Here is an 11995-nt window from a genome sequence, read left to right as displayed (position 1 = left end):
ATTCGATACTTGCCGAGCATGGCCACAAGTCGGTGTCTGAAATCGTCGGCATCGTGCGATTCTCGCGATGAGTCCTCGCGCGGCTCGAATCGCCGGACAGCATGGCTTGCTCCGCTTCTTGCGGCTCTGATACTTTCGGCTGTCAGGCGCGCGCATAGCGCGCGTTCGTGTTTTCGGGCTTCGTGCGCAACGTCCCCGTCGTCTAGCTCGGCCTAGGACACCGGCCTTTCACGTCGGTAACACGGGTTCAAATCCCGTCGGGGACGCCAGGATTCGAGGAGATGAGACGTGAGTACTCTGTCATCGACTAGCGACGCGGTCGCGGCGCTGCATCCGCTGAATCACGGATTCAGTTGGACGCCGGTGCGTGGGCCGTTTCGCTCGATCACCGACGAGCAGGCGCGTTCGTTCAATGAGCGCGGCTTCTTCGTGCTCGAAAACGCGATCGATCCCGCGAGCATCGTGCGAGTGCGCGACGCGATCGATCCGTTCGAAGCGCGGGCCGAGGAGTTTCTGCGCTCGCGCCCCGACGGCAGGATGGGCATCGCGCAAGCCGACGGAATCACTTTCACGGTGCATCTGGTCAAGCTCTCCAAAGTATTGCGCGAGTTCTCGGCGAGCCGCGTCTTTCAGGATCTCTGCCACGATCTCATCGGCACCGACGTGCGCCTCTACTGGGACCAGGCCGTGTACAAGAAGCCCGAGTATCCCAAGCCATTCCCGTGGCATCAGGACAACGGCTACACCTACATCGAGCCGCAGGCGTACCTGACCTGCTGGATCGCTCTCAACGACGCGACGGTTGATAACGGCTGTCCGTGGGTGATTCCGGGCGGGCATTTGCGCGGCACGCTCGCCCATCGCCTGTCGAAGCTCGGCTTTGTGTGCCGCGAGCAGGACGGCCCCGAAGCGCTCGCCGTTCCAGTGCGCGAGGGGAGCACCGTCGTATTTTCTTCGCTGATGCCGCATCGCACCGGCCCCAACGTCACTGCGGGCGTGCGCAAATCGTACATCTTGCAGTACGCGCCCGATGGCGCGCGAATCGTACAGACCGATACTGCCTGTGACGATCCCGATCGCCAGTATCTGGTTCTGAAAAACGGCGAACCTGTTTCGCCGCCGCCGCTCGAATAACCGTTCTCAATAGTCAGATCGGAATAAAGTCGGACCGCCGCCGACTTTCGCGGAGCCTGGCGAAAGCGTTGAGGATTCGATTAGCTAATCATCAATGTAGCAGTGCGTTAATATGCAAGTAGCAACTTGCTAATACATTTATCATTCTTTCCTATCTCACTCTTCAGCCGCAGTTCACTATTTGTGTAGTTATCGAAGTCTCGATCTGATTGCATATTTTAAGCAAAGTCCGACATGGAGTGTCGGAACGATCGCAGAAGATCGATCGGCGGATCGTTGGATGTTGGCGGAAGGATGCTCGTGGTGCTGTCGATTCGAAGCAAGCGGGGAGGGGAGGGTAGGCCATGTTTCAACGCAGTTACTACCGAACGATCTGGATATCCGATGTTCATCTCGGGACCCGTGCATGCAAGGCAAGTTCGTTACTCAGTTTTCTGCGCCATCACATTGCGGAGACCCTCTATCTTGTCGGCGACATAGTCGACGGATGGAACTGGGGACCTTCGTGGCACTGGAGTCCCGCGCAAGAGGAGTTGGTGAATGAGATCGTGCAATGGCGCCGCAACGGCGTCAATGTAGTATTCATTCCGGGAAATCATGACGAGACCAAGGTTGGGCTGGTTGAAGCACTATTCGGCCGCATTCCTTCCATAAGTTCCTTGATTCACACCACCGCCGAGGGTGCCAGGATGCTTGTGATCCACGGGCATCAGTTCGACGGCTCGCTCAATCCGAATCGCCTGCTGCCGATCATAGGATCTTACGCGTACGCTCGAGCCCAACGGATTCATGACTGGTACAATCGACAGACCGAACCGGGAAGCGATGAAGGTCGTTCGCTTTCCGACTTTTTTCGCTACCCCGCTCGCAAGGCTCTCGAGTTTCTCACTGACTTCCGCGATCGAGCAGTACTCGCAGCCGCGCGCGACCACAAAGCCGACGGCGTGATCTGCGGACACATTCATCGCTCGGATCATCGGGTGATCGGAAACGTCCTATACGTGAACGACGGCGATTGGGTACAGAATCGGACCGCGGTCGTCGAGGAGCGCGACGGCTCGCTGCAGGTCCTTCGATGGAGCGGCGTGCAGGAGAACATTTCGATTTCGGAACCGATGCAACAGGAGGCGACTTCGTGACAACTTCCGGACCCGAGTCGACCAGCCACGCAGATTCACAGATCGATCTAATTTATTTCGACGCCGGTGGTGGGCATCGCGCTTCGGCGACCGCGCTGATATCGGCGGCGCGCCAACAGCAGCGTTCCTGGCAAATCAAACTTATCAACCTGCGCGATCTGCTCGAACCGGCCGACTTGGTCCGGCGCCTGACCGGGGTTCGCATCGAGGACTTCTACAACTCGCAGCTCAAATACGGCCTTACCATAGGCACCGGTCCGCTGCTGCGGATAACGCAGATGCTGATTCGGCAGCTCGAGCCGGCGATCATCAAGCTGCTGGCGCGTTATTGGCAGCACTCGCGGGCCGACCTTGTGGTTTCGATGATCCCGAACTTCAATCACGCGATTCTGCAAGGCCTGCGGCAGGCGGACGCGATGCGGGGACGGCGCGACACTCCAATGGTAACTATTCTTACCGACCTGGCCGACTGCCCGCCGCACTTCTGGATCGAACGCCAGAGGCAGTACCTGGTTTGCGGTACTGCTAGTGCGGAGGAACAGGCGATAGCTATGGGTCATGCCTCCGAGCGTGTATTTCGCACCTCGGGAATGATCGTGCGTCCCGAGTTCTATCGTCCTATGAAGCTTAGCCGTGAAACCGAGCGCGTCCGGATAGGGCTTGACCCAAAATTGCCGACCGGCATCGTGATGTTCGGCAGTTATGGATCGAGCCAGATGGCAGCTATCGCCAGGAGAATCGAAGTTGCCGGGCTGAAGACTCAGCTCATCTTCATATGCGGTCACAATGACAAGCTGCGCGAGCGTATCGAGAGTATGGAGCTGTCCTATCCGTTCCGCTGTGTCGGCTTCACGCAGGAAATTCCCTACTACATGAAGCTGGCGGATTTTTTCATCGGCAAGCCGGGTCCGGGCAGCATCAGCGAAGCTCTCGTTATGGGACTTCCTTTAATTGTCGAGCGCAATGCCTGGACAATGGTGCAGGAACGCTTCAACACCGATTGGATCGCGCAAAAAGGGTTCGGGATAGTGCTGCCTTCCTTTCGTGAGATAGGCAGTGCGGTCTCGACGATGCTGGATCGCGTAGAGTTCATCCGCTTGCGTGCCAACGTGGAAGCGTTCGACAACTGCGCGGTGTTTGAAATCCCCGAAATTCTGGAAGCCCTGATTTCCCGCCATCGCGCCTCAAACTGGAGCTTCGGACGCACCGCGACTGCGAGGCAATTTGCGTCAGAAATTCACTACGGCGTTTGAACGATTGAAAGTAGCTTTTCTTGCGGTGTTCCTGTTAGCAGCATGCACCGCACATTCGAGTGACGCCGGTGCCTTAGAGGCCAGCCCGATCGGCGCTTCCGATTTCGGCGGGCTACAGTTCAAGATCCTGAGTTCTGATGGGAAGCAGACGATTGGTTATACGCGTTTCGTGGTCTTGCAGCAACTCAATCGAAGAGATCAAGGGCGATACCAGATACCTCGATGGCGAGCGCGATAGCGAAGATGAACTCTTATACTTAGCGCCTTCGACCCATACGCCAAGGCTCGACACCTATAAGCACTCGTTCTTCTATGCCGACGGCACGCTTCATATGGTCGACACGCTAGACACCAAATCTGGCGTCGCCTCGTGTACGAGCTACACGTCGGGCAAGATGAAGGTGCGCAAGTCTCAGCTTGACGTACCGGCGGATTCATTCGCGGGTGCGTCTGGACTTATGACGATGGTGGGCAGTCTTCGGCACGGGAACCGTGAAGTCAGATTTCATGCGTTCGCATGCGCGCCGGGACCCGCGATCTTCAGCGTCAAGGCGTCGCTTTCGGATCGATCGGAGCATTGGCCCTTTTACCCCGGCGACCTTTTCCGCCTTGATATGCGGCCCGACCTCGGAGCTTTGAACCTGCTGATTGCGCCGTTCATCCCAACAATGGATGCGTGGTTCAATCCCAATGACAACTGGAACTATGTAGGCGGCGAGTTCGACCGCTATTTCCGCGGACCTCACGTGCTGACGGTGCGAGTGCTGGCGGCAGATTGAGACTTCCAGAGCTCAAATCCGAGATCGATTCGTGACGATAAGATGGCGCGTACGTGTCGTGTGGATTGTTGTTTTCTTTCAGCCAATCGGTCATCGCACGAAACCTTCAACTCAAAAGCGCCGAAACGTGCGGTGGCTTCCGGGTTGCTGCGCATAACTTTTAATCCTCCTTCGCCCGAGCGTTCACACCCCTGCTGAACATCGCGCGCTATTGGTGCGGTTGCTCCGATCGGTAATCACGGGACGCAGAGTTGCGAAGGTCTCGCAGATTTTGCGCGCACACGATCTAAGGAGGAACAATGCTGTGAAGTCTCGAAAACGAATCCTGAAATTTGCGTGGGCATTGCTTGCTGGCGCGATCTTGCTCGCTGTGGCGGCATGGCCCGCGGGCGCTCGTGCTGCGTGCCAGCTCGGCAACGGAATCGAACACGTCGTCTACGTCGAGTTCGACAACGTGCACTTTACCCGTGACAATCCGAACGTGCCGTCGGATCTCGAGCAGATGCCCCACCTGCTGAACTTTCTCACGCAGAACGGCACACTGGACGCCGGCGATCACGCGGTGCTGATCTCCCACACCGCCAACGACATTCTCACTACGCAAACCGGCCTGTATTCCGACGATGACGGCATCGCAGTCGCTAACAGCTTCGGAGTATTCGATCCTTCCGGCGTTGGGTTCCCTTCGTCGTTCTTCTACTGGACGGACCTCGTCAAGGATATAACCCCAGCCACCATGGACAGCACGTTCGCGCTGACCACACCGTCGGGAGAAAACGTTCCAGCGCCGTGGGTGCCGTTCACGCGCGCGGGATGCGACGTCGGCGCCTACTCGACCGCCAACATCGTGCTGGAACGGTCGCCATTCGACGTCGCAAAGGTCTTCGGTAACCCGTCGTCACAATTGTCCGAGTCGGAGCCGCAGAGAACCAACGACTTTATCGGTGAGGCTATCCATTGCACTCAAGGCAGCGCGCTTTGTTCGACCGCGAATCGCGGCGTGACCGATACCCTGCCGAGCGAGCCCGATGGCTACATGGGCTACCAGGCGTTGTTCGGGGCGAAGTACATTTACCCAGTGCTGGGCAACCCCAACGACTATAATGGAAACCCGTTGAACTCCTTTCCAGGTTTCGATCCCGTCCCGGCGCAGACGCTTGCGATGGTCGAGGCGATGCTGAAGAAAGGCATTCCGGTGGTCTTTGCCTACATCGCCGACGCTCACGACAATCAGGAGGGACACAGCCTCTCCCTCGAGAGCACGTTCGGTCCGGGCGAAGCGCCCTACGTGAAGCAGCTTAAGGATTACGACACTGCCTTTGAGACATTTTTTGCCAACCTCAAAAGCGAAGGGATTGACCAGACCAATACTCTGTTCGTCTTCACTCCCGACGAGGGCGATCACTTTGTCGGAGCTACGCCGGCCAACCCAGGTTGTGATGGTGTGAATACACCTTGCACCTATCCCACCTCACCAGTGCCGGGAGTTGGCGAACTCGACATCAATCTGAACGGGCTGGCCGCCGCCGCTGGCGACTCGACGCCCTTCGACATTCATTTCGACGATGCGCCGACTGTTTACGTGCCGGGCCAGCCGCTTCCGACCGACCCGTCAGTCCGGAAGCTGGAGCAGACAATGGCTGGCCTGACCGCGGAAAACCTGCACACGGGATCAATCGAGAACCTGATGGTAGCGATGGCGGATCCGGTGGAAGAGTCGATGCTGCACATGGTGACGCAGGCGATTCCGCACGCACGCCGACATTTACGTACTTCGGCGATCCCAACTTCTTCTTCGAGTCGCCGCCGTCCGCTACGGGCACCGCTCCGTTCGTGGGCACCGGCTTCGCCTGGAATCACGGCGACATCCAGCCCGAGATCGCGCGCACCTTTATCGGTATCGCAGGTCCGGGAGTCAACAATCTCGGCGTGACCGACAGTTTCTTTTCCGATCATGTCGACGTGCGGCCGACGATTATGTTCCTGACCGGACTCATCGACGACTATCAGCACGACGGCCGCGTTCTGATGGAGCTGATTCGGCCGAATGCGTTGAGCGGCGATCTGCACGCGCATCACGAGACGCTGCTCAGGCTCGGACAGGCGTACAAGCAGATCAACGCGCCGTTCGGCCAGCTCGCGATGAGCACGCTGGCGATCTCGACCAGCGCGCTTCAAAGCGTGTCGATGAACGACTCGACCTACACGCAGCTCGAAGCGCAGATCGCCGCGTGGACCGCTCAGCGTGACGACATCGCGGCGCAGATGAAGGCGTTGCTGGAAGGTGCCGAATTCGGTGGACAGGCCATCGACGAGAAGCAGGCGAAATCGCTGATCGCTCAAGCGCAGAGCTTGATTGGTCAGGCGGCGAGCCTGGCGGCATCGCTCTGACCTTTAGCCTCTGCTTGACCCGGGCTGGCCGGCTCGACGCCGTGCCAGCCCGCGTCAAGTCCGATCCATTCTCACCGACGGCCTCGCGCCGTTAGCAGATCTTTCAGCTTGCGCCTCATCGCGGAAATGTCGAGAATTGAGCCGCAAATCATTTGCACGGACATTTGCCATTGGAAATTCGCGGAGGTTTCCGTGGAAATCGGCGAGCGGCGCGATGGCGACATCCTGGTCCTGAGTCCCGCGGGACGAATCGACAACGACACGAGCCCGCCCTTCCAGACGCGGCTGCTCGGCGCTTTGACCCCTGGCGCGGCGGTGTTGGTTGATTTCTCGGCCGTCGAGTACATTTCGAGCGCCGGCCTGCGCGCGCTAATGATGGGATCGAAGCAATCAAAAGCGGCCAACGGGCGGCTCGCGGTGGCGGCGCTGGGGCCAGTGGTCAAAGAGATTTTCGAGATCAGCCGTTTCTCATTAGTGGTAGAGGTCTTCGACACTCCCGCCGGCGCGCTCGCGGCCCTGCGCTAGCCGGTGGACGCGCGCACAGGGGATCAGTGCCGATGTTGATCCGTTTTTGGGGAAGTCGCGGTTCGATTCCGACGCCGCTCGGATACCGGGCTGTGCGAACCAAGATCCGCGAGGCGCTGCTCGCCGCGCGCCGCCATCAACTGGACAGCCCCGAGTCGATCGACAACTTCATCGCGAAGGAACTCCCATTCTCGACGAGCGGCACCTACGGCGGCAACTCGAGCTGTGTCGAGATCGAAGCCGGCGGCGACGAGTACGTGCTGTGCGACGTGGGCTCGGGCGTGCGCGAGTTCGGAAACGCGTTGCTCGCGAAGCATGGTCCCGCGAGGAAATCCCGCTTCAACGTTTTCCTGTCGCACACGCATTGGGATCATATTATGGGGTTTCCGTTTTTCACCCCGTCCTACATCCCCGGCAACGTGATCCGCATTCACGGCTGTCACAACGCGATGCGCGACGTTTTCATTCGCCAGCAATCGAATCCCTGCTTTCCGATCGATTTCCGTTCGCTCGGCGCGACTATCGAGTTCGTCGAACTGGAACCCGGCCGCACCTACGAGATCGACGGGCTGTCGGTGAAACCGATCCGGCAGAACCATCCAAGCGATTCCTACGGCTTTCGCTTCTCAAAGAATGGCAAGTCGATGGTTTACTCGACCGATTCCGAGCACAAGTTCGACGTTCTCACCGAGAACTATCCGTTCGTCGAGTTTTTCCGCGACGCCGACCTGTTGATCTTTGACGCGCAGTACTCGCTGGCGGATCAGATCTCGATCAAAGAGGACTGGGGGCATTCGAGTAACATGATTGCGGTTGAGCTCGCGCAACTCGCGCGCGTCAAGCACCTCGTGATGTACCATCATGAGCCCGTCTTCGACGACAAGATGATCGAAAAGGTGCTGGGCGAGACGCGCCGCTACGCGGAAATCAACGGGTCGCCGAATAAGTTGACCGTCACCTCCGCTTACGACGGACTCGAGATTGTCATCTGAGGACAAGTCCGAGTTACAGCCTGGACGACCGCTGACTAGCCCGCGGGGATTGTTGGCAGAGCCGGGACGCGCGCCGGCGTTGGTCGTGCTGGCGTTGCTCGTGGTCATGCGCGCGCTCGATCCCGGCGTCGTGCAGAGCCTCAGGCTGCGCGGGTTTGATTTCCTCGAACAACTTGCGCCGCGCAAGTATCAGCCGCTGCCGGTGGAGATCGTCGCAATCGATGACAAGAGCCTCGCACAATACGGACAGTGGCCATGGTCGCGGGCGCGCGTGGCGCAGCTGGTCGACAAGATCGCGGCGGGTAAACCGGGCGTGCTCGGCGTTGATATTATTTTCGCGGAGCCCGACCGTCTTTCACCCGGACGCCTGGTCGAATCCGATCCGGAAATTCCCGCGAACGTTGCCGGCGAGCTCGCGCGGCTGCCCTCGCATGAATCCACTCTCGCCGACGCTTTGCGCAAAGTCCCGACGGTATTGGGCGTCGGGGTTACCAACGAAGCGGACCACGGCGCGGCGGCGCCCATGCGCGTCACGATGATTCTCGAATCGGGCGCGAATCCGCGCCCGTTCCTTTTCACTCATCCGGAGCTCATCCGCAGCCTGCCAGAGATTGCGGCGGCGGAGCACGGGCAGGGTTCGATCGACCCGGAGAAGGATCATGATGGAATCACTCGCCGCGTGCCCCTGTTCGTTGTCGCTGAAGGCCGTCTAGTGCCGAACCTGGCGCTCGAAATGCTGCGCGTAGCCGTGGGTGCTCGCGCTCTCGGAATCGTCAGCGGAAAGGAAGGCGTGGAAGGGGCGACCCTCGGATCGCACTTTCTGCCGACCGATCGGCACGGCCGCGTCTATCCGTATTTCACGCCCTCGTATGACGCCCGCTACGTCTCGGCGGCGGACCTGCTCAACGGTTCCTACGATCCCGCCCGGCTCAATGGCGCTGCCGTTCTTTTGGGGTCGAGCGCGCTCGGATCGACGGACGAGAATCAAACTCCGCTTGGCCTGATGGCGGGGGTCGAGGTTTGGGCGCAGACCCTGGAATCGATGCTGACCGGAAATTTACTACGCCGCCCGGCGTACCTCGACCTGATCGAGATCGCGATTGTGCTGGTCGCGGGACTCGTCATTGTCTTGGCATTGCCCTACGCGAATCCACGGACGGCCGCCGCGGCGTTTCTGGGCATCGTTGCGATCCTCTTCGTCTCCGCGCTGGCGAGTTTCAAATTCTCGAGGCTACTGCTCGACGGCGTCTATCCCGCGCTGTCGTCGGCGCTCGTGTTCGGCGTCATGTTGTCGGAAAACTTGCGCGTCGCAGAGGCGGGACGCCGACGGCTCGCGGCCGAGCTGCAGCACGAACGAGAAATGGAGGCTCGGCTGGACGGCGAGCTGAATGCCGCGCGCGCCATCCAGATTGGCCTGCTGCCGCGGCATTTTCCGGGACCGCCCGAGCGCCGCGACGTAGAGGTCTTCGCTTCGATCGAGCCCGCGCGGATGGTCGGCGGCGATCTTTATGATTTCGTTTTGCTCGATTCCGATCATCTTTCATTCGCGATTGCCGACGTGTCGGGCAAGGGAGTGCCGGCCGCCTTGTTCATGGCGATGACCAAAGAGGTGTTGCACACCGCTACGCTGCGCTACCGGAAAGCGCTCGATCGGGTCTTCAGCGAGGCGAACGCCAAGATTTCAGCGGCGAGCGAGGAATTAGGCGCCGGCGGCGCAAACATGATGTTCGTCACGGTGTTCGCGGGGATACTCGACCTCGCGTCGGGCATCCTGGTTTACGTCAACGCCGGCCACGACTCGCCGTTCGTAATGCGCGCGGGCGCAAAGCCTGAGAATCTCCCGCTTGCGGGAGGGCCGCCGCTCGGCACGGTCGACGACTTTCAGTATTCGATCGAGCAGCGTCAGCTCACGCCCGGAGAGACGGTGCTTGCGTATACCGACGGCGTGACCGAGGCTCAGGACGCGAAGAAGACGCTGTATTCCGGCGCGCGGCTGGAGCGGTTGCTCGTGTCGGCACCGATGACGGACGCGAAGGCCGTCGTCGATTTCGTGCGTGACGATGTCCATCGCTTCGCGGCCGGCGCTGAGCAGGCCGACGACATTACGCTGCTCGCGGTGCGCTGGCTCGGGCCGGGTTCCTCGGGCTGATCAGCGGACGGTAATTTCCACGCGCCGATTCCGCGGTTCCGCCACCTGATCGGCGGTCGGCGCCGCTAGGTCCAACTGCCCGCGGCCCGCGACCGAGATCGATTTGGGACTGATCCCATCGTGCACCAGCCGGTCGCGAATCATCTCGGCGCGGCTCATCGAGAGCTGCTGATTGTGCGCCGGGTTGCCAAGCGTGTCGGTATGCCCTATGACCTCGACCTCGTACACATTTCGGCGCTTGATGTCGCTGAATACATCCTGGTACTGGACTTGCGATTTCGGCGTCAGAGTGTCGCTGTCCTTTTCGAAATAGAGCACGAAGTGGCTGGGCAGGACCGGCTGCGCGGCGAGCGCGCTGCCGAAAATCTGCTGCACCTGCGCCTGATCGACCTTCACCGGCGCGGCGACGCCTCCGCGAACCTCTCCGGCCGCGTAGGGCTGGTCCAGTACAACAGACTTCTGGCCCTCGATTGTGACCGCGCCAGAGCTGCCGTCGGGATTGGGCAGCACGACGAACAGCGACTGGCGGCTGGAACAGGACGCCAGTAAGAGGAGTGCCAGAACCGGCGCGAAGCGGCGCATGATCAGCGGTTGTCTTTGACTTCGATCACAAACCGGGTGCCGCGCACACCGAGGATTGCCGTCGGCGTCTTGACCTTCATCGCACCGGGCGTGCTGCGCGCGATATCGCCGGAAATCATCGAGACCGTGCCGCGGTTCATGTCGGTGAGCATCGAGCCTTTGAAATTACTCGAATTGAACTTGTAGTCCTCGAGCACGATCTCACTATTCGGACCGCTCGACATCACGGTGTTGTCGATGAAGGTGATTCCGATCGCGCCGTCGCCGCCGGTCTCGATCGTGTCTTTCTCGTAGAGCGGATCGCCGATCTTAGCCGCGGTGCGGGCACCGTTGCGCACGATTTCGGCCTGGCCGGACACGGTCTTTATCTGCGCGACCTGGGAATTGTCCGCTTCCGCGACAGAGCTGCGGGCGGCCAGCAGTGTCAGGATGAAGACGAGACTTGTGGCGATGCGCCACGCTCCAGTCACGGAATTCATTTGGCCTCCTTTATAGATCCTGACACGATTCGGCGTGCAGATTATCGCCGCGAGGCGCTAGAAGCCAGCCGTGGCAACCGCGACCGGAGGCCGATAATCTGGTTTCCGAGTTAGCGATGCAATCCCGACTCATTGTACCAGCCGATTCCAGCGCGATGCGCCAGGTGGACGATTTCGTCGCGGCATTCACGAGGGAGCAAGAAATCGCTGCTGACGAGGCGGCGCGTATTTTGATCCTGCTCGAAGAGTTGCTCACCAACCTTGTGAAATACGGATATCCGGATCGAGCGGAGCCTGGACAGGCTGAGATCGTGCTAGCGCTCAACGGAAGTCGCCTGGAGATCGAGTTCATAGATGATGGGTGCGCATTCGATCCGTTCGCAGGTCCCCCACCTAATCTCGACGAGCCTCTGGAAGCCAGGCAGGCGGGAGGACTCGGTCTCCACATCGTGCGTTTGCTTACCGATGAGGCGCGCTACGAGCGCCGCAACGAGACCAACGTAATTCGACTGTCACGGATGGTCGCGTCGGCCAAGGTTCTTTAGCGACCGCTTCGTGCTACAAAAAATTCG

The 11995-nt window shown here is 59.9% G+C and carries 12 protein-coding genes and 1 tRNA gene; 11 read left to right on the top strand and 2 right to left on the bottom strand.

Translation table 11 applies throughout. The features are described 5' to 3' along the window. Nucleotides 1-191 precede the first annotated feature (191 nt). From VJX68_RS12970 to VJX68_RS12925, 10 genes are all read left to right on the top strand, one after another. A tRNA-Glu gene (locus VJX68_RS12970) sits at nt 192-269 on the top strand. Nucleotides 270-288: 19 nt separating this feature from the next. Further along, entirely contained in the window at nt 289-1134 is an 846-nt protein-coding gene (locus tag VJX68_RS12965; RefSeq protein WP_324096118.1) for a phytanoyl-CoA dioxygenase family protein, read from the top strand. A gap of 344 nt (nt 1135-1478) precedes the next feature. Then, a complete protein-coding gene (locus VJX68_RS12960; RefSeq protein WP_324096117.1) occupies nt 1479-2273 on the top strand; it encodes a UDP-2,3-diacylglucosamine diphosphatase in 795 nt (264 codons plus the stop codon). Beyond that, nucleotides 2270-3526, top strand: coding sequence for a glycosyltransferase (locus VJX68_RS12955; RefSeq protein ID WP_324096116.1), 1257 nt, complete (start codon nt 2270-2272; stop codon nt 3524-3526). The genes VJX68_RS12960 and VJX68_RS12955 overlap by 4 nt, the downstream gene beginning before the upstream one ends. 332 nt (nt 3527-3858) lie before the next feature. After that, nucleotides 3859-4305, top strand: a complete 447-nt coding sequence (locus VJX68_RS12950; protein WP_324096115.1) for a hypothetical protein — start codon at nt 3859-3861, stop codon at nt 4303-4305. A 304-nt stretch (nt 4306-4609) separates the two neighbouring features. After that, a complete protein-coding gene (locus tag VJX68_RS12945; RefSeq protein WP_324096114.1) occupies nt 4610-6238 on the top strand; it encodes an alkaline phosphatase family protein in 1629 nt (542 codons plus the stop codon). Continuing rightward, nucleotides 6235-6696, top strand: a complete 462-nt coding sequence (locus VJX68_RS12940; protein WP_324096113.1) for a hypothetical protein — start codon at nt 6235-6237, stop codon at nt 6694-6696. The genes VJX68_RS12945 and VJX68_RS12940 overlap by 4 nt, the downstream gene beginning before the upstream one ends. A 126-nt stretch (nt 6697-6822) precedes the next feature. Next, nucleotides 6823-7221: an STAS domain-containing protein gene (locus VJX68_RS12935; RefSeq protein ID WP_324096112.1), complete on the top strand. Its 399-nt coding sequence runs from the start codon at nt 6823-6825 to the stop codon at nt 7219-7221. 92 nt (nt 7222-7313) lie between these two features. After that, on the top strand, nt 7314-8213 hold the full coding sequence (locus tag VJX68_RS12930; RefSeq protein ID WP_324096111.1) for an MBL fold metallo-hydrolase: 900 nt from the start codon (nt 7314-7316) through the stop codon (nt 8211-8213). A gap of 52 nt (nt 8214-8265) precedes the next feature. After that, entirely contained in the window at nt 8266-10362 is a 2097-nt protein-coding gene (locus VJX68_RS12925; protein ID WP_324096110.1) for a CHASE2 domain-containing protein, read from the top strand. Here VJX68_RS12925 and VJX68_RS12920 read toward each other — a convergent pair whose 3' ends face one another. Beyond that, nucleotides 10363-10944 carry an OmpA family protein gene (locus tag VJX68_RS12920; protein ID WP_324096109.1) on the bottom strand — a complete coding sequence of 194 codons (582 nt, stop codon included), beginning with the start codon at nt 10942-10944 and terminating at the stop codon, nt 10363-10365. A gap of 2 nt (nt 10945-10946) precedes the next feature. Next, entirely contained in the window at nt 10947-11423 is a 477-nt protein-coding gene (locus tag VJX68_RS12915) for a FecR family protein (protein ID WP_324096108.1), read from the bottom strand. A gap of 116 nt (nt 11424-11539) precedes the next feature. Between VJX68_RS12915 and VJX68_RS12910 the strand changes: the two genes are divergently transcribed. Continuing rightward, nucleotides 11540-11968, top strand: coding sequence for an ATP-binding protein (locus VJX68_RS12910; RefSeq protein ID WP_324096107.1), 429 nt, complete (start codon nt 11540-11542; stop codon nt 11966-11968). Nucleotides 11969-11995 lie beyond the last annotated feature (27 nt).

The sequence above is a fragment of the Binatus sp. (SeqCode) genome (assembly GCF_035272065.1).
Lineage (GTDB): Bacteria > Desulfobacterota > Binatia > Binatales > Binataceae > Binatus.
This window is presented reverse-complemented; position numbering and strand designations above follow the sequence as displayed.

What these genes read in the sequence shown, in the direction of transcription:
- VJX68_RS12950 (WP_324096115.1), top strand. Translation starts at nt 3,859, where the DNA reads ATGGTCGACACGCTAGACACCAAATCTGGCGTCGCCTCGTGTACGAGC.
- VJX68_RS12935 (WP_324096112.1), top strand. Translation starts at nt 6,823, where the DNA reads ATGTCGAGAATTGAGCCGCAAATCATTTGCACGGACATTTGCCATTGG.
- VJX68_RS12920 (WP_324096109.1), bottom strand. Translation starts at nt 10,944, where the DNA reads ATGCGCCGCTTCGCGCCGGTTCTGGCACTCCTCTTACTGGCGTCCTGT.
- VJX68_RS12960 (WP_324096117.1), top strand. Translation starts at nt 1,479, where the DNA reads ATGTTTCAACGCAGTTACTACCGAACGATCTGGATATCCGATGTTCAT.
- VJX68_RS12915 (WP_324096108.1), bottom strand. Translation starts at nt 11,423, where the DNA reads ATGAATTCCGTGACTGGAGCGTGGCGCATCGCCACAAGTCTCGTCTTC.
- VJX68_RS12910 (WP_324096107.1), top strand. Translation starts at nt 11,540, where the DNA reads ATGCAATCCCGACTCATTGTACCAGCCGATTCCAGCGCGATGCGCCAG.